Here is an 18803-nt window from a genome sequence, read left to right as displayed (position 1 = left end):
CAATCAAATAGATGTGAAGACTTATCAACACAATATTGTTGATAATCAATAAATTAAAAAGAGGCTGCCCTTTTGAGACAGCCTCAGGTTATTAAAAACTACTTAACTACCACAAGTTTACCCGATTGTGTAAACCCGGCAACTTTAAGTGTGTAAATATACTGCCCTGCAATCCATGTGCGGGTATCAATCAACTGCTGGCCACGATTGCCTTTTAATGCAATGGTTTCAACGTGTTTACCATTGGCATCAACAATTTCGAGACTTGCTGTTTCAACGCCTTCGGGCAGGGTGTAATCAAATGCAGCCCACTCTTTGGCCGGATTGGGTTTTACTGTAATACTCAGACCATAAGCCACTGCCAATTGGTTGGGGGTAGCAGGCTGGCTTTTGTATGAGGAAGTACCGTCAATGGGTTTGCATCTTGAAAATTCAGCACCATAAAACGATTCGAGTATGGCTTTTGCCATCGGGGCTGAAACTGCATTGTCGGCCTCGGCAATTATACGCAACTGATCCTGTTCTGATTGGGTGAGCTGATCAATGTTTCGCCCTGAATTAACCAGATTTTGCTGCATTTGCAATACACTTACAAATTGGTTGTGCCCGGTTAAATCATCGCCCGCAAGCTGATAGGTTTGTGGCAGGGTTTCGGCCAATGCTAAAGCAAGTGTAAAATCGCCGGCATGTGCATACGAAGCAATAATCTGTCTTTCGGCTTCTATACCACCAAGATTGGTCAACCACAACCTGAGCTGGGCAATATCTAATTCTTCATCGTTAAGAATACTGCGTATCATATCACCTGCGGCACGCGAGCGGTCGTGGGAGTATTTGGCCATTTCCATTTCGAGTACGGTGCGGTAGGATGTACCCTCGGCAACCTGTTTTAAAATTGATATCATGTAATCAGGCAGCGGGTTTTCCTTTTCTTCAAGATACTTCATCAATTCTTCTTTCTTCAACTCGTCGGGGTTGGCTGCCAAAATGTCGAAAATGGCGGCTTCGGTAAATACATCGGTGCGATCTGCAACCAATTTGAGTACTTCGGTAGTTAGGTGTGGTGAATCGCCCAATAGCCTGGCGCGTAATTCCATCATATCTGAAGGCAATGCCTGAGAAATATCGCTTATGGTTCCAGCAGTACTCCCCCCATCTTTCAGGTCATTATAAAGCACCTTTACACTGTTAAAATCCATATCAGCAAAAGCAAAAGCAGTTTCCATAGTTAATTTTGAAGCTGTGCTTAAAACGATACTGGTTGATGGAGCTTCACTTCCATAGTGTGACAAACAATTACCGGAAACTGATACGGGTTCTCTCGTAACATTCTCAACATATGCAGGGTAATGGCCGGGGCAGCTCTGACAGTAATAATAGCCAATGAGATTTTTGGTTTCGTTGTAAAAATGCCAGGTGGCGCCGGTTGGCGAAAATTGGTTGCGTGCCGGCATAAGGGTACTCCCTTGTTTGGATTGGATACCACTAAAAAAGTCATCCTCTTTCCCCTTTACATAAAAATCGGCCCAGTTACCGGTGTTTATGTTGCAAATGTATTCGAGACCTTGGTATAGGAAATCAGAATAATTTTTCCCGTAGGCATAATTACCAGCGGTAAGGCCGGTAAACTCGTTTTTGTAAATGTCGGAAACCGTTTCGCAGTTAAAAGCACCTATACCTATATAATTAGATAGTGGTGCACCTGCCTGTTTAAAGAATTTGTTTTCTTCGAAGGTGAACCCTGCACCAGATTCTACAAAAATGCCGTAGGTGCAGTCTTCCCAGTTGTATTGGTTCTTAGCCGAATAAAACTCGGAGTTAATTACAATAGCATTGTCAACATTATTGGAAAGAACACCAATGGAATTGCCGGTAAAGAGTGCCCGGTTAATGAGGTATGAATACAAAGAATTTGTATTACCCACATAAACCCCAATTCTGAAACCATTAAAAGTTGATTTATCCCATGCATTACAGGGTGATGTGAGTCCTTCGCACCTTGCTTCAACCTTAAACCCTGCGCTATAAGCAGCTATTGCCTGGTTGTAATCTGAAACATTGTTTGCCTCGGGCGACAGGTTAAAATCGCAACCTTTAAATTTCATACCATTAATCTGGTTTAAATCCACATGTTTGTAGAAAGTATGTGTACCATTGTAATCCGCTGTAATCTCGAAGTTACAATCACTAAAAGATGAATTATAATCCATCTCCCTTTCATTTATAGGATGAGAATTTCGGTAAAGCAGTGCATGAACTGACTTGGCATTGTTTTTAAATGTAGAGCCTGTTGCGTGAACAATACCTCCGGTTTGAGTAAGGTCGCCAGGTTTCCAAAGGTTAAGGGCGTTAACAGTGTTTTCAATAGTTGCACTATCCAAAACTACATAACCTTGCGAGTATTTTCCATTTTCATCCGGCCACTGGTTGGCTGAATTATGACCCCACACTTCAATTCCTTGCCAGTTTGCATCACAAAGACCGGTCAATACACTGTTGTTAACAATTAGCCTTCCGCCTTGTTGAACAATAATTTTTACATCAGGAGCAAAAGAGACTTCGCAATTATTAATTACAAGAACACCATTTTGTTCAATGGTAATGTTATAGTAAATGTTTCTGTCTGTTGTCCAGGGCGCCACAGCACCAGTTATTAAAATTGGCGCACCAGGAGCAACATTTTCAAGTGCACGTGCTGCGTTGATTCGGCCATATCCCATTTGATCATTACAACCCGGATAACCAGGTATTGAGTTATAATCATAAGTGTCATGTCCCATCATACCAGGTAATTTGTCAGCTGTTTCTCTAAGAATCTGTCTAACTTCATCAGGAGTTAAACAAGGATTGACCGAGAGCATCAGAGCCACCACCCCGCTCACAAAAGATGATGAAGCAGAAGTACTGGCTGAAGATTTGGTTGAAAATATGTCATAATCCTCTGTATCCCAATAAAAAGAGTTTTGTCCTTGGGCAGAAATACTTATAGGGCTACATGGGGCCATGATTTCTACACCATAATTATCGTCAATATAATTTGAGCCCCAAGTTAAAGATGAATTTTTTTCGTGCCATCTGGCTTCCCAAGATACAAATTCAGTAGCTCCAACTGCTATAACATTTTCTGAACTAGACGGAAAAAGAATATAGCCAGGACTGCTATTATTACCAACTGCAGCAACAAACACAACACCCTGACCATAATGATAACCTATTTCATCATCGATAGCTTGTGAATAACCACCCCCAAAAGCCATATTAACAACTTTGGCTCCATTCAAACAAGCATATTCTATGGCATAGGGTATGTTAGCTGATTGGATATTCTCATTCGGTGATGAGATTTTTACATTCATGAGGCTTACACCTCTGTTACCCCAGCCACCAGCAATGCCAAATGCTCCTAAAATTCCATTTGTATTACCATTGTTGGTTTTTGCAGCAATAATTGAACCTGTCATACTTCCATGAGAATATAGATCGGGCATGTAATGTGTAACATTATTATCTCCCCAATTAATGTCAAATGTTCCGAAGTTCCAGCCATAATAATCATCAATGTACCCGTTATTATCGTCATCTATTCCATTGTCAGGAATTTCTTTATGGTTTACCCAAATATTTGAGTACCCATCTGATCCATTACCCAAGTCAGAATGATTGAGTGAGATACCATTGTCAAGATTTGCAACAATAATATCAGGGGTGCCTTTGGTAATATTCCAGGCTCCATAAACATCTGTTTCGGTGTAAGGCCACATGATATTTTCCTGAGCCCACCAAGGATTCCAACTAAACCAGTCAATATCATTGTTGGGTGGCATGAAATTTGACAAAGTTTTATAAAGGTAGTTTAAATCAAAAAATTCCAAAAGAGTTGAAGCAGAAAGGCTTTGAGTAACTCCGATAAAGTTTGAGCCCTGATTCAGCGTATAAAGACTAACACCATTGAGTGTAGATTTGATAAAAGTTAAGCCGTTGTTATTTGCAAATCCGGTTTTGGCTTCCGGTGTAACACCGTCTTTAAATTTGAGTAGAATTTTATCGGGAAATACTTTTGTTGTATCATCACCATTGATTCTGTAGAACTGTCCATCGCTTTCCAGTATACTCAAGGCACCCACCTGATAAAGTATTTGACCCTTCAGTGCAGAACATAAAAATATCACTGCTATTGTAAGAAAAAATCTGAAAAATTTCATATAATTAAATTTTAAGGTAAAAAATGTTATATCCCTGGTCTGATGTATCCCTCCATCCGGTAAATCATATAACTATGGAGGGTATCTCCTTAGATAACCGGAATGATAACATATGAAACAGATTGCATGAATTTCCGGAAAAGAAATCCTGAAATTTGTATTTGTTTGATTTACAGTTTGATACCCCCCCCCATTTAATAATTTTCCGACCCTGATTCTCTTCTTGTTCAGAATGGGAAGCTTGGTTTGCATTTGGATAATTTTCCGGTACATTATTTTGTATTAGCTTATCACATTTATAAATTACAGGCTGTAATTCATACACTATCTCCCCCGCTAACTGAGCCCGGGCACTTATGAATATATTGCTCCGCAAGATAAGCCAATCTTCCGCTAAAGTCAAGTTTAATTTTACGACCGGCAGCATGCCGGACTACTGTGCTGTTTATCAATATGCTGCATATAAAGAACTACACAGATTCTCGGTGGAGTAGCCGGTGAAAGCTTTCCGGAAACCACCCGCACCGGTTTGCATCCGGTAGAACACGGGCTGCACATGCATCCGGACAGTTGATTTTCATCCATCGGCAAATTGCTTTTTGCAGAAGTCAGGTAAACCGTAATAGTAGATTTCTTTGAAGCCGCATCAAAAAACAGGAGAAAACTCATGATCCCTTTAACTGCTTCGATGGAAGCAGAACCGGGCGGTCACGCGATTGCTGACCAAACGGTGAATGATTCCGGAAATAAAACCACAAATCTTCCTAAATTTGCGCCTGCCTGTATAAAAGGCATAAACAAATCTGTAAAATATAACCAGCAATAAAATGAAAGGATCAATTGCCATACTGGCAGGCGGCGGCCCTGCTCCCGGAATCAACTCAGTAATTGCCTCGGTGGCCAAGGTTTTTCTGAAGGATGGTTACCGCATCATCGGTTTGCACGAAGGATACAAGACCCTGTTTACGGGAAGTCCTAAAACCATCGACATCGATTTTGAGATGGCCGACCGCATCCACAACCAGGGCGGTTCATTCCTGGTTATGAGCCGGCACAAACCCAAAGATGCTGATTTCAATACAGATTTTTTCGTCAGCAACAACGTGAAGCTGCTGGTCACCATCGGTGGCGACGATACCGCTTCCACCGCCAACCGCATATCGAAATTCCTTGCCGCCAATAACGTGAAGATCCAGAACATCCACGTTCCTAAAACCATTGACAACGACCTGCCCCTGCCCGACGGCATTCCTACCTTCGGCTACCAGAGCGCCAAACAGGAAGGAGTACGGCTGGCAACCACCGTTTATGAAGATGCGCGCACCAGCGGCAACTGGTTTGTGGTTTCGGCCATGGGCCGCGAGGCCGGGCATTTGGCCTTCGGCATTGGCGCCGCCTGCCATTATCCCATGATCATCATTCCTGAGATGTTCAACAAGGCCGAAGTTACCTTCGACCGCATCCTCAGGCTGGTGATTTCATCCATGATCAAGCGTAAAATCCTGGGCATCAGTTACGGCGTCGCCATCATCAGCGAGGGGGTCTTCCACTTTATGACCGACGATGAAATCACCTCTTCGGGCATTCATTTTACCTTCGACGACCACGGGCACCCGGAACTGGGCAATGTAAGCAAGGCGCATATCTTCAACGAACTCCTGCAGAAAAAAACGAAGGAATTGAAACTGAACGTGAAAAGCCGTCCGGTAGAAATCGGTTACGAGGTACGCTGCGTGCAGCCCATCGCCTTTGATATGCTTTACTGCGCCCTGATGGGCATAGGCGTGAAGCACCTCTTCGACCAGGGCCTGACCAGTTGTATGGTGGTGAGCGGCCCCAACGGCGACATCACGCCCCTTTACCTGAAGGACGTGGAAGACGAAAACGGCAAAGTGAAGCCCCGCCTGGTGAATATGGAAGGGCAGAAGTCAAAAATGGTGTTTGAAGACAGTCTGCAGTACATTGAGCCGGCCGATTACGAAGCCGCCCGGAAATATGTTCCCGATCCCGAAAATTATGACTTCAGGAAGATCCTGAACTGGTAAAACATAATTGTGACTATATTCCGGCGGGGCGCGATGATGAGTAATTGCGCCCCGCCGGTTTTCAGTTCACAAAGGTTTCATTACCTTTGCTTTTGCTTTAAATCGGGTATCATGAAATCAGGATTGAAACTCCCTGCATTCTTTAACAGGCAATCCGTTGCGGCAGCCATTGCCCTGCTGTTGTTCCTGCCGTTGCTTTTCCTGAATATCCGGGCCGACCACGACTGGGGCGATGATTTTGCCCAATACCTTGCCCAGGCCGAAAATATTGCCCGCTTCCATCCCATGTCTCAGACCGGCTATGTTTATAACGAATTTTACCCAAGCCTAGGCCCGAAAGCCTACCCTCCCGGATTCCCGTTAATGATTTCAGCCATAACAGGCAAATACGGCAATTATATTCCGCCTTACAATTATCTTATTTCTGTTTTTCTTCTGGCAACAGCCCTGCTCACCGTCCTCTTTCTGAAAAGGCATTTCGGACTGATCCCGGCGCTTGTCCTCAGCCTGATGGTATATTATAATCCTTATGTGATGGAGTTGAAAGCAGAGGTAATGGCCGATATCCCCTTCGCATTCCTGTTTGTATTGTTTCTGGTGATGATTCCGGACCTGCAGCAGCTTTCATCCCGTCGGAAATGGCTGCTTGCCGGTGTGGTCACAGGGGTTGCCATTTCGGTGAAAACGGCAGGATTCGCCCTTGCGGCCGGACTGGCAATGTACACAGGCTGGCATCTGATAATGGCGTTCCTCAGAAAAAGAGCAATAAAGTCCCTGTGGAAATCTGCGGTGGATCCCGCCCTGTCCATTGGCGCTGCTTTGGGCATTGTGCTGCTACTGAACCTGATTTTTATGCGCGGGGCTTCCGGCGCATCTTCCTATCTGAATACTTTCTCGCTGGGGAGCCTGCCGGAAACCGTTGCCATGAATCTCTATACCTATACCGAGGTGTTGCGGTTGTTTTTTGTCAGCCTTAATTCACAGATTTTCTGGTTTGGTTTTATTGCCGGTTCCGCGGCGGTCACCTTTGCCCTTACCGGGCTGATCGTTGCTTTCAGGCGTGGCCCCGGCATAGCGGAATGGGTGACGCTTGCATACCTCGGACTGCTGCTGGTCTATCCCTACCACAATTCCGGATTCAGGTTCCTGCTGCCCCTCGCGCCCCTGATACTTAATTATATTGCCACAGCGGTCGGTGCCATGAATCCCGGCAGGGGCGGAATTGCGCTGTCAGTCCTTGCGACTGCGATGATACTGGTAACGTATATGCCGGCATTAAAGGAATTGCAGGAGCGTAAGGCGGTAATTCAGGAAGGCCCTTATGCCGTGCATGCGCAGAATGCCTTTGAGCAGATCAATGCCATCACGCCCGGAGATGCCCTGATCGTTTTTATCAAGCCAAGGGCGCTGGCAAGGTTTACCGGAAGAAACAGCATGGCACACCTGCCCGAAAGCACCCCCGTGGAAGTCTATAAACAATTTGAGGCTATAGGCCCGACCCATTTCCTGCTGTATTCGGAATTGCCCGATCCGGCGCTGGAGAACTACATCAGAACGAACCGGAGGGAGATTGAACTGATCTGGCGAAACCAGTTCTTCCGGTTGTACCGGAAGGTTTAAATGATTAGTCCGGCATTTCATGTTGTTGGAAATAAGATGATATAGCCAGTTTAACCGACTTCTGTATAAATATCATTAGTACCCTTTTAAATATTTGATGATTCCTCACCCGATTACCGGGTTCAGAATGACGAAGCTATCTGAAGAACTGATTATTTGTCATCCCGAACAGGGTGAGAAAACTTTGTTACATTCTTTTTGACAGGTCAGCAGTATACCAGACTATAATGCCGGATAACATGCACCTGATTTTTATAAGTAAATCAAGAATAACAACAGTAATCATGCGACCCCTCCGGGGTCGTGATTTTTCGTGGCTGATTCTTTTCTATAAACATCTGACTCCTCCGGAGTCATTATTTTGGTACATAATTATGCGTTTGACCTTCGGAGTGGGTTCTGAAGCAAAATGAAGGAAAATGCCCGAAGCGCATTCTACCTGCCTGACCCGGATCGAATGTAATATCAATTTCAGATCAGAATATTTATTTGACCCCAGCGGGGTCATATGTTTGTAGAACTTGTTATGCGTTTTGAATTCTCCGACCCCGGAGGGGTCGAATGTGGATTAAGAATGCTATATTATGCATTTATGTTTAATTAAGGAGAATTGCCTGATTTCAATGCAGGTGCATCGCAACATTTCCGGTTTTCTGATCATTTTCATTTCTTCAATGATCACATTCAGCTTCTTACCTGAAAGTCTGCTATCCGGATTTAAAACACTTAATCAAAACTAATTTAATCATATATCTGAATATCAGACTCATCTTAAATGCTATCCGAGAATTTCCTGCAACACCTTTACCGATTTCATTTCACCCAGATCGGGAATATGCAGACGGTAATAATCTATCAGCCGGTCGAGCAGGGTATCGCGCACTGACCTGGAAATTTCAAAGTCATGCAGGTCATGAAATTCCATCAATTGAAGCCGTTCGAGGGCTTCGGCCGGTGGCCCGGAAATAAAGTACCGGTGCATGGGTTCCGAATCCAGAAACAGCCCTTCTTCCATATCGAAAAATTCACCTGAACCTGCTTTGGCAAATCTGGGGCTGAACCCCAGAAAACGGGTAAGCCGCAGCATAAACAGCAAATGGAATGAATGCAGGGAAATTCCCGGTTCGTTGAGCAGTTGCAGCACGGTCACCAGATAACTGAACAAGGCGGGATTGGGCTCCTCTTCCCTGATGCATTTGTAGAGCAGTTCATTGATAAACAGCACCAGGGAACTTCGCGACATATCATCCTGCAACCGCTGAAGCGGGATATAAATGCCGGCTTCGCGGATATAATGCAGGTTTCTGTGCTCGTGGCGGTCAATCACCAGATCCAATATGCTGAGGTGACCGAAAAGAGCGGCTTTCAGCTTTGAATTGCGACTGAAAAGGCCTTTTACCAAAAATGACTGCAACCCGAATTTTTCGGTATAAATTTTCACTACAGCCCCTGAATCGGCATACCGGGTGGTGTGAAATACAATGCCATGCGTTGAAATCAGCATGGGTCAAAAATACGGATTATAATGACTGAAAACCGGCTCAGGACCGGCCTGAAACACCCGTATCAATGAAAATTAAAAACGCGACGCTTCAGTTAACAAACATGATTTTGGTCACCGTGGTTTTGGATCCATCACTGTTGGTGACATAAACCAGATAAACCCCCGTCTGAACCCGGTCGCCGTTAAAATTGCGTCCGTTCCAGAGCGCCTGTCCGCCTTCACTCAACGTTGTATATACCAGATTCCCGCTGATATCGGTAATCTTCACGCTGGAGTTCTCAACAAGGCCACGGATGGCAATGGCCCCCTCGTAGCTTTCGCGCACCGGATTCGGAAATACCACCACCTCTTTCAGGTCCTGTGTGGGCGTTACGGATTCACTTCTGTAGGAGATTACGCCCTGCGACGTGCCGATAAAGACCTCTCCAGACTCGTTGATGGTGATATCGGTAATGGAATTGCTGAGCAAAGGGCTGTTTTCTTCAGTGAAGTGCAGGATTTCCTTGGTGCCGTCGGCCGACATCAGGAAAACGCCCGCCCGGTCGGTACCGAACCACTTCCGGTTTGAACCGTCAACGGCGATGGCGGTCACCGCTTCGGCTTCAAGCAGATACTGACCGTATCCGTCCTGTTCTATCAGGATGCGCTGCGCATCAAAATTCTGGCCGCTGAAAATGTTGGCCGGTGAATAGAATACCGCCACGCCTTCATTGGAACCGACCCACACGAGACCTTCGCGGTCGACTGCCATACTCAGTATAAACGAGCCGGGCAGACTTCCATTGCCGGCGACGGAAGTAAGTCTCTTTGCCTTGTCATCCGTGGGGTCATCCAGGGTGTTGTTATCATTAAAAACGATCAGTGCATGATCGCGCGGCATCAGCCATTTCTGACCTGATTTGTCCACCATAACCTTCCCTATATCCACCCCGGTTGCCACAGAGCCAAGGTTAAATGATTTCCAGTCTCCGCTGTTCTTCCTGACAGATAAGACAGAAGAGGCGCTTGAATTGGTAACCCACAGGTTATTCTGATCATCGAAAGCCAGCCCGCCAATGCCATACCATGTACTTTCATAGGCAGTACCTTCAAGACTGCTGTTCTCACTGGTATAGAGCTGCGAAAACTCTTCGTTCACATACTCCATCAGCCCGTAGCCCCAGGTGCCGAAATAGACCCTTTTGTTGTTTGACGGATCAACGGCAACCGATAAAACATCGCGCATATCACTCAGGAAAGCATCCGTTTTCTGATCTGTGGTTTTCCATTTCCCGTCGACAAAACCGGCAAACCGGGCCTGACGGTATATCGCCGCGAAGGCAGAATTTCGACCTCCCGGAACAATCCACACATCACTCTTCCCGGCGGCCATTGAATAAACATCAGGAAAATCAGGGCCATCGGGAAGAAAGCGTTCAGCTGAATTAAAATCTGAAATTTTCACCAAACCCTCAAATTCATCACCTATCCACACGTTATTATTTTTATCAAGAATTGCATCTTTTGGGAAAATGTTGCCCGGGTTATAGGTATAGAGTTTGTGTTCCAGCGAACCGTCGGGCATGAAAATTTCAACCGCAAGGTTGTTACACACCAAAAGACGATTATAATGGACCTCCAGGCTGGACCGGTTGGATGTGTTATTTGCCTGGAAGGGCTCCCAGGTACCGTCGATCTTTACAAACATGGCATCGGTTGAATAAGCAGGTCCCTTCTTGTTCGTATAAATCCTGTTGTTAAAAGCTGCAATATGATTGTAAGGAGCCGAGGGGAGAACAAATGAACTCTCGCGCGTCCATTCCGCAAAATTTGCCAGGTTTGAGCCATAAAACGAGGCCCGGAAGATTCCTTCATCGGTCGCTGCATAAATCAGCGAATCCACCGGATTATAGGTAATGTCGTTGATATTGATGGCCCTGCCCTGACTTCCGATATAATAGATGGGCTCCGGAAATTCCTCCTTTTCAATATCGAGTACCACAATCCCGAACCCGCAGGCCAGATAAGCCCGCTTGCCAATGAAAACAATGCGGTTGATGGTTTTATTTCCCAGAATGGGCTTACGCTTGATATCCGACAAATTGATGATATTTCCGTCTTTCAGCAGGTCAATGTTTGCATTGGTATAGGCGATGACCAGTGCCTTTAAATCATCATTGTATTTAATGCTGCTGATTCCGACATCGCTCAGGCCGTTATTCTTGCTCAGACGGTTAAGGCTGTTGTCATTGATATCGTAATAAAAAAGGCTGTAAGGGGTGGCCGCATAAATCCTGCCATCGCCTTCGGCTACTGCTATTACCTTGCGATATGGCAGGTGGTCACGCCATTGTCCGATGCCGATTTCCTGAGACCATCCGGAGAACGGGAGAAAAACCAATGCCTGAAAAACAAAAAATAAAAAGAATACAGACTTTCTCATTCGTTGATAATTTAATTTTTTTGACCTGCTGAAACACCGGCCTGCTAATTACATTAAACCTTTTATTAAAGAAAAAAGACAGAACTTTGTTTCACAAACCCCGTACTTTCATTAATTTCACAATACAAATCAATCAGTTCGGTTTAACACTTCCCCGTTTTGGAAGTCAGTAATAAAACCTGAACTATTAAACTGCAATTTTACCAATTTATTGTTGATTACAACCGCTTTGACCAAATTCAGATAATTGTGCGGATCAATGAATACTTCATGCCGGTTATCCGTCGCAGGCAAAGACCGGAAGAATTGATTACCGGGGTCTTGAATGTTGAATACAAACAGGTTAACAGAGCGCTCTTTATCTGCGATCACATTAAGTTCAGTTTATTACACTGATCGCAGGAAATTGAAAAGTTTCGTGTCAAACAAATATGCAAACATGCACATTCAATTATCTGATCATCATCTGTTACTATAAGCATTTCGAATGACCTCATATAATGCATTGTGGATGCCGGCAAAAAAAGAATGAGGCAACAGGTTACAACTTCGGGGTACGCGCAGAACCAACCGGATAACTAACTGAAAAACGCGTCAGATTTTGAGAACGATTTAATTGGCCAGATAAATCCTGAGTTTCACAAGATGCAGAAAACAACTGTCCTTTACCCGCGAAACATGATTTGCAGTTGCTGTTTTGTGGTGATCAGGCAACTTCTTGAAAAGGAGGGGGCCACAATTCTTAATATCAAACCCGGAGAAGTGGAAATCATGTATGATCCGCTGCTGCACAATAAGGAGTTTTATTCAGAACTACTTGCAGCCCATGGATTTGAGCCCATTTTCAGCCGGGAGCATCAGATTGTGGAAAAAATAAAACTTGCGGTAATTGAACTGGTTCACAAAGCGGGAAATGTGAATTCAATGATCAGAAATTCCGATTACCTGGTAGAAAGGCTGGGGCTTTCCTATGCTTACCTTACCAACCTTTTTTCAAGGTATGAGCATATTACCCTCGAAAAATTCATCATACTCCATAAAATCGAAAAAGTGAAGGAACTGATCGAATACGACGAATACACCCTGAGCGAGATCGCTGTTCAGCTTGGCTACAGTTCAGTACAGTACCTTTCGGCACAGTTCAGGCAGGTGACAGGAATATCGGTCACTGAATATAAAAAAGGTGGTTATTCCCGGACACCGGTTGATCTGATCGGACCTCAGTCAGTTCCCGCACACCCGAAAAAGGAGTAATTATAAAAACTTCAACTCCCCCACACAGGTCCGGTTTGCGGAAGGCAATAAAATCTTATACGCTTTTCGCAGAATTGTATAAACCACAGAATGTTGTTATTGCGTTACTTTGTCATACAATGTAAAACCATTGAAAAGGTTATGAAAATCAAACATCAGATTGCCGTCAGCGACACCGGGTTTCTTTTCAACCCTTCCACAGGGGAATCATTTACCGTGAATCCTGTCGGAGCCGAAATCATCAACCTGCTTCGCCAGGGTTTTACCCGGGAACAGATTATTGACGAAATTACCGGAAACTATGCGGTTGAGCGGAACAGTTTTGAGAAAGATCTGCATGAATTCGCCGGAATAATGAAAATGTACCAACTTCTTGATAAGGATGAATAAGCCCTGCTATACCATTGCAGTTACCGGTCTGAACGCCATCGACAGTCCCGGCCCGGGCGTTGCCGTGATCAGGGGACTGCTCGAAGCTGCATCCTTTGAAGCCCGGATCATCGGACTCGCATATGAATCGCTGGAGCCAGGCATCTATATGCCCAACCTCACCCACCGTACCTACCAGATTCCATATCCCACCGCCGGAACGGATGAGCTGATGGAACGACTGACCTATATTCACAGCCGGGAAAACATCGATGTAATCATTCCAAACTTCGACGCTGAGCTTTATTCCTTTATGAAACTTGAGCCAAAGCTTAAGCAGATGGGCATCCATATGTTTTTGCCCACATTTGAGCAATTCGAAGAACGGCATAAGGTTAACCTTTCAAAATTCGGGGAAAAATACGGGATTGATGTTCCCCTGGGCATAGCCATCACTGATCAGGCTGAGATATACAAGCATGAAAAGGAACTGGACTTTCCGCTGATGGTTAAAGGAAAGTGGTATGACGCCTATATTGCCTATAATATGGAACAGGCCCGCAACTATTTTAACAAAATTGTTGCGAAATGGGGATATCCGGTAATCCTCCAGAAGTTTGTGCACGGAACCGAATACAATGTAACCGGACTTGGCGATGGCAGGGGGAATACCATCGCTGCAGTGCCCATGCGTAAGCAATACATCACGGATAAAGGAAAAGCCTGGGCCGGCATCAGTATTGACGATGAGAACCTGCTGGGCCTGACCCGCCGTTTTGTTGAATCAACGGGATGGAGAGGGGGATTTGAGCTGGAAATGATGAAATCAAACGACGGGCGGTATTTTCTGATGGAAATCAACCCAAGAATTCCGGCCTGGGTTTACCTGGCGGTCGGTGTTGGCCAGAATATCCCTGAAGCGCTCACCAGGCTGGCCCTTGGCGAGAAGGTCGGGCCATATACAAGCTACGAAGTGGGTAAACTTTTTATCCGGTACGCCTGGGATATGATAGTTGACCGCAGCGAATTTGAAAATTACTCAGTAAACGGGGAACTTTAATAAAGATTAATATGGAAAAGAAACATTATGAACGTCCGCATATAACAAAACTGGAAGCTGGTATGCCCGGAAAATCAGGGATAAGGACCGAACAGGCCCCGACCACCCATATTGATGGCATGGCTGTTAAAGAACTGGTAGCAAATTATGGCTCCCCCCTGTTCGTGCTTTCCGAAAATACGATCAGAAGCACTTACCGTAAAGCCTTCAGGGCTTTTTCGACCCGGTACCCTAAAGTACAGTTTGCCTGGTCGTATAAAACTAATTATCTTGCTGCCGTATGCAATATTTTTCATCAGGAGGGAGCCTGGGCGGAAGTGGTATCCGGTTACGAATACGATAAAGCCATTGCCAACGGCGTGGATCCGGGAAAAATCATCTTTAACGGACCTGGTAAAAGCCGGGAAGAACTGATCATGGCAACTGAAAAGGGCAGCCTTATACACATCGATCACCTGGACGAGTTGTACCTGTTGATTGAAGTGGCTGAAACCACCTCTCAGAAGCCAAGGGTAGCCATCCGGGTAAATATGGATACCGGGATTTACCCCATGTGGGACCGCTTCGGGTTCAACTACGAAAACGGACAGGCATGGGATGCCCTGAACAAAATCATGCACTCAGGCAAGCTTGAGCTGATGGGGCTTCACACCCACATAGGGACCTTTATCATGACAGCAAATGCGTATGCCGTTGCCGCCACAAAGCTTGCAGATCTGGCCCGGTCGCTGCAGCAGAAATTCAACCACCAGCTGAAATACATCGACATCGGTGGCGGATTTGCCTCAAAAAATACGCTCAAGGGGTCATACCTGCCAGGCAGCGACACCAACCCTTCGTTTGACGAATATGCAGAAGCCATCAGCAGCGCACTGATTAACAGTCATTTCAGCCCCGGCGAATTGCCTTTGCTGATTCTTGAAACAGGCCGCGCCCTGGTTGACGAAGCAGGTTTTATTATCTCATCCGTGATCGCCAATAAACGGCTTTCATCGGGCAGGAGGGCAACCATCATCGACGCCGGCGTTAATCTTCTTTTCACCGCCTTCTGGTACCAGCACATGGTCACCGTCGCTCAGGGCGTTTCGCAGCATCGCGAAGACACCACCCTCTACGGTCCCCTGTGCATGAACATCGATTGCGTACGCGAAAGCGTCAACCTGCCGATGCTGAACATCAACGATCAGGTTGTCATCCATCATACTGGCGCGTATAATGTAACCCAGTGGATGCAGTTTATTACCCTCAGGCCAAACGTGGTGTTGATCGGCGAAAACGGAAAAGCCCACGTGATCAGGGAACACGAAACAATGGAAACGGTGACCGGAAGTGAGAAAATACCGGAACACCTGATTAAACTCAGATAATTTGTAAAATTATTTGCCAAACAAACATAATTTTATAATTTTATGATCTCAAACAGGGCATATTTAACCACAGCAGGGCTAAACAGCGGCTATTCCTGAGCAATTCCGGCTATACCCTGCGTGAAGTATAAGAGAAGTCATTAATTCAAGGGCTGGATGATACATTTTTCCGACAGGGCGATCGTGGAGGGGCTTAAGCTCAACAGCGATTATATCATCAAGCATGTTTACCAGGAGTTTTTCCCCACCATCAGATACCTGATCAAGAAAAATACCGGCAATGATGAAGATGCCGAAGATATTTTCCAGGAATCCCTGATCGTGGTGCTCAAAAATGTTCAGAAAGATGACTTCTACCTTACCTGTTCTTTCCTGACCTACCTTTATTCCATCAGCCGGAATCTATGGATGCAAAAGCTCAAGACAAAACGTAAGGGAGCCGCCAATTTTGACCTTATCGAAAAGTTCTTTAACATACCGGAATCAGCCACCAGGGAGGCTGCTGAAGCCGAACAGATGAAATACAGGATCTACCGGGAGCATTTCAATGCCATGGAAAAGGATTGCCAGCGGATACTGCTGCTTTCGCTTCAGAAATTTTCATCAAAGGACATTGCAGACACCATGGGCTACGGATCGGAGAATTACGCCAAAACCAAGAAGTACAACTGCAAGGAACGCTTGAAAAAGGCAATTATGAGTGATCCGAGAATGAAAGATTACATCGACTGATTCCCACTGCTTAACCAAATTTCAGACTGATTTTATGTCAGAACCAGCCGGCCTTCTGAGCAAGGTATATACCAGTACGGTGAACAGCTACACCATGGTTTTCTTTTCGAAAAATCCCTGGTTCGGCCTTTTACTCATGGTGGTTTCATTCTTCGATGTGTATGCAGGTGCTGCCGGGTTGCTATCGCTGCTTACGGCCAATGGCCTGGCCTGGGGACTTGGCCTGAACCGGCGGAATATACTGTCGGGTTTCTATGGTTTCAATTCCCTGCTTACTGGTCTGGGCCTCGGACTTTCGTTTCAGCCGGGCCCTGAGTTTTACCTGCTGCTGGTTGCCACGGCCCTAGCCACCCTCTTTATTACCCTGGCTTTCGAGGGATTGTTAAGTAAATATGCACTGCCCTACCTTACACTCCCCTTCCTTATAGCAATCTGGATAGCGACACTTGCCGCCCGGAATTATTCTACCATGATCCCCGGGGAATCGGGCATTTATACCCTGAGCACCATTTATGAAAGGGGCGGCCCGCTGGTTGTCAGGATTTACGAATGGTTCGGAGATGTCAGCTGGCCACTGTTTATTAAAACTTACTTTAAATCCCTGGGAGCCATCTTCTTTCAATATCATCTCTTCGCAGGCTTATTGATTGCTGCAGGCTTGCTTTTTTACTCCCGGATAGCCTTCCTGCTGTCAGTAACCGGGTTTGCTTCAGCCTGGGGCTTTTATCTGCTGATAGGGGCAAACATGAATGAATTGAACTATGGTTTCATCGGTTTCAACCATATTCTTACCGCCATTGCCATCGGCGGTTTCTTTATGATCGCATCAGGCTGGTCGTTTTTGTGGGTTATCCTGGTAACACCCATTATTTCAATGATTACCGCAGGATTTGCGGAATTACTCGGAATAATCCAACTGCCGGTGTATTCATTGCCATTTAACCTGATGGTATTGCTTTTCCTCTATGCCATGAAGTTCAGGGAAAAGATGCAAATGAAACCGGAACCTGTTGCCGTTCAGCACTATTCTCCTGAACTGAATTTATACATCGGCCAAAACTCCGGGGAAAGGTTCCGTAACAAAAGCTACCTGCCCGTTTCCCTTCCCTTTTTCGGAGTCTGGACTGTAAACCAGGGCCACAACGGAGAATTCACCCATCAGGAGGAGTGGCGGCATGCCTGGGATTTTGTGATTACGGATGAAGCCGGTAAAGAGTTTTCAGGGGAAGGGGCTAAAGTTTCCGATTATTATTGTTTTGATAAACCTGTAACAGCACCGGCCAATGGCTGGGTTGAAGAAATTGTTGACAGCATTGATGACAATCCCCCCGGAGAAATCAACCTTGGCCGCAACTGGGGCAATACCATTATAATCAGACATTCGGAGCGGCTCTATTCCAAACTCAGTCACCTGAAGAAAGGCAGTATAAAGGTAAAACAGGGATCTTATGTTCATCAGGGACAGGTGATCGCCAGCTGTGGCAATTCCGGCAGATCACCCTATCCCCACCTGCATTTTCAACTTCAGTCAACACCGCACATAGGCTCGGCGACCCTTAACTACCCTGTTTCACAGTACCTCAGTTACCAGGAACCTGTCCAGCTCAAACTCTATGAAATTCCGTTAAAAAATGAGCAGGTGAGTAACCTTGCCCCCGAACCAGCCCTTGTAAAGGCATTTCATTTCATCCCCGGTCAGAACATTGAGTATAGCAGTGATAACGGAACCTTCCCTGACGGCACCTGGAAAGTGAATGCTGACCTTTACAAAAACCAGTTTATCGAAGATTCCTCCACAGGTGCGAAAGCTTATTTCACCACCGATGGGTCTATGTTCTTCTTCACCCATTATGAAGGGAGCCGCGACAGCCTGCTTTACTTTTTCTATCTCTCGGCTTACAAGGTACCTATGGTTTATCACAGGGACCTGGTCACCCGCGATACCTTCCCGCCTTCCTCGTTCGGGATTTCATGGGCAAGGGTAATTCAGGATATTGTCGCCCCGTTTTATCTTTTCATTAAACCGGAATATAAAATGGCCATCACCGAAAGGCAGGAAGATCTGGCCGGCAACCGCTTTCAACTCGGCTCTTCCTGTAAACTGTCCGTTGCCGGTTTAAATCTTGCCGGCTATCGATTCAGCCTGATTATCGCAGAAAACCGCCTGCAATCCGTCAGCATCGGATCGGGTAAAATAAACACAACCGTTCACTTTAAAAATAACTGAA

Annotated in this window: 11 protein-coding genes; 8 read left to right on the top strand and 3 right to left on the bottom strand. The window is 45.6% G+C overall.

The window, feature by feature from the left end:
* Positions 1-98: 98 nt before the first annotated feature.
* Positions 99-4202: a S8 family serine peptidase gene (locus TBC1_RS01455; protein ID WP_062037458.1), complete on the bottom strand. Its 4104-nt coding sequence runs from the start codon at positions 4200-4202 to the stop codon at positions 99-101.
* A gap of 827 nt (positions 4203-5029) precedes the next feature.
* Between TBC1_RS01455 and TBC1_RS01445 the strand changes: the two genes are divergently transcribed.
* Together TBC1_RS01445 and TBC1_RS01440 are read left to right on the top strand one after the other, a co-directional pair.
* Entirely contained in the window at positions 5030-6247 is a 1218-nt protein-coding gene (locus TBC1_RS01445; protein ID WP_062037452.1) for a 6-phosphofructokinase, read from the top strand.
* A 111-nt stretch (positions 6248-6358) separates the two neighbouring features.
* Entirely contained in the window at positions 6359-7867 is a 1509-nt protein-coding gene (locus TBC1_RS01440; RefSeq protein WP_062037450.1) for a phospholipid carrier-dependent glycosyltransferase, read from the top strand.
* A gap of 778 nt (positions 7868-8645) precedes the next feature.
* On the opposite strand, the gene recO is transcribed toward TBC1_RS01440, so the two are convergent.
* Complete coding sequence (recO, locus tag TBC1_RS01430; protein ID WP_062037444.1) at positions 8646-9371, bottom strand: DNA repair protein RecO; 726 nt, start codon at positions 9369-9371, stop codon at positions 8646-8648.
* A gap of 88 nt (positions 9372-9459) precedes the next feature.
* Positions 9460-11793: a type IX secretion system anionic LPS delivery protein PorZ gene (porZ, locus tag TBC1_RS01425; RefSeq protein WP_062037441.1), complete on the bottom strand. Its 2334-nt coding sequence runs from the start codon at positions 11791-11793 to the stop codon at positions 9460-9462.
* A gap of 645 nt (positions 11794-12438) precedes the next feature.
* Here porZ and TBC1_RS01415 point away from each other — a divergent pair.
* From TBC1_RS01415 to TBC1_RS01390, 6 genes are all read left to right on the top strand, one after another.
* Positions 12439-13047 carry a helix-turn-helix domain-containing protein gene (locus tag TBC1_RS01415; protein WP_082189440.1) on the top strand — a complete coding sequence of 203 codons (609 nt, stop codon included), beginning with the start codon at positions 12439-12441 and terminating at the stop codon, positions 13045-13047.
* Between the two features lie 141 nt (positions 13048-13188).
* Positions 13189-13437, top strand: a complete 249-nt coding sequence (locus tag TBC1_RS01410; RefSeq protein WP_062037432.1) for a PqqD family protein — start codon at positions 13189-13191, stop codon at positions 13435-13437.
* The gene (locus tag TBC1_RS01405; protein WP_062037429.1) at positions 13430-14476 is read left to right on the top strand and encodes an ATP-grasp domain-containing protein; all 1047 of its coding nucleotides are present in this window, start codon (positions 13430-13432) and stop codon (positions 14474-14476) included. The genes TBC1_RS01410 and TBC1_RS01405 overlap by 8 nt, the downstream gene beginning before the upstream one ends.
* An 11-nt stretch (positions 14477-14487) precedes the next feature.
* Positions 14488-15843, top strand: coding sequence for a type III PLP-dependent enzyme domain-containing protein (locus tag TBC1_RS01400; protein WP_062037426.1), 1356 nt, complete (start codon positions 14488-14490; stop codon positions 15841-15843).
* A gap of 156 nt (positions 15844-15999) precedes the next feature.
* On the top strand, positions 16000-16575 hold the full coding sequence (locus TBC1_RS01395; RefSeq protein ID WP_062037424.1) for an RNA polymerase sigma factor: 576 nt from the start codon (positions 16000-16002) through the stop codon (positions 16573-16575).
* A 34-nt stretch (positions 16576-16609) separates the two neighbouring features.
* Positions 16610-18802, top strand: coding sequence for an urea transporter (locus TBC1_RS01390; RefSeq protein ID WP_062037422.1), 2193 nt, complete (start codon positions 16610-16612; stop codon positions 18800-18802).
* Position 18803: the final 1 nt, after the last annotated feature.

The sequence above is a fragment of the Lentimicrobium saccharophilum genome (assembly GCF_001192835.1).
GTDB lineage: Bacteria > Bacteroidota > Bacteroidia > Bacteroidales > Lentimicrobiaceae > Lentimicrobium > Lentimicrobium saccharophilum.
Note: the sequence above shows the minus strand (reverse complement) of the source record. Positions and strands in the feature narration are given on the sequence as shown.

Bases quoted from the DNA above. Each gene is read 5' to 3' on its own strand.
- TBC1_RS01400 (WP_062037426.1), top strand. From the start codon at position 14,488: ATGGAAAAGAAACATTATGAACGTCCGCATATAACAAAACTGGAAGCT.
- TBC1_RS01395 (WP_062037424.1), top strand. From the start codon at position 16,000: ATGATACATTTTTCCGACAGGGCGATCGTGGAGGGGCTTAAGCTCAAC.
- TBC1_RS01410 (WP_062037432.1), top strand. From the start codon at position 13,189: ATGAAAATCAAACATCAGATTGCCGTCAGCGACACCGGGTTTCTTTTC.
- porZ (WP_062037441.1), bottom strand. From the start codon at position 11,793: ATGAGAAAGTCTGTATTCTTTTTATTTTTTGTTTTTCAGGCATTGGTT.
- TBC1_RS01415 (WP_082189440.1), top strand. From the start codon at position 12,439: ATGCAGAAAACAACTGTCCTTTACCCGCGAAACATGATTTGCAGTTGC.
- TBC1_RS01445 (WP_062037452.1), top strand. From the start codon at position 5,030: ATGAAAGGATCAATTGCCATACTGGCAGGCGGCGGCCCTGCTCCCGGA.
- TBC1_RS01405 (WP_062037429.1), top strand. From the start codon at position 13,430: ATGAATAAGCCCTGCTATACCATTGCAGTTACCGGTCTGAACGCCATC.
- TBC1_RS01440 (WP_062037450.1), top strand. From the start codon at position 6,359: ATGAAATCAGGATTGAAACTCCCTGCATTCTTTAACAGGCAATCCGTT.
- TBC1_RS01455 (WP_062037458.1), bottom strand. From the start codon at position 4,202: ATGAAATTTTTCAGATTTTTTCTTACAATAGCAGTGATATTTTTATGT.
- recO (WP_062037444.1), bottom strand. From the start codon at position 9,371: ATGCTGATTTCAACGCATGGCATTGTATTTCACACCACCCGGTATGCC.
- TBC1_RS01390 (WP_062037422.1), top strand. From the start codon at position 16,610: ATGTCAGAACCAGCCGGCCTTCTGAGCAAGGTATATACCAGTACGGTG.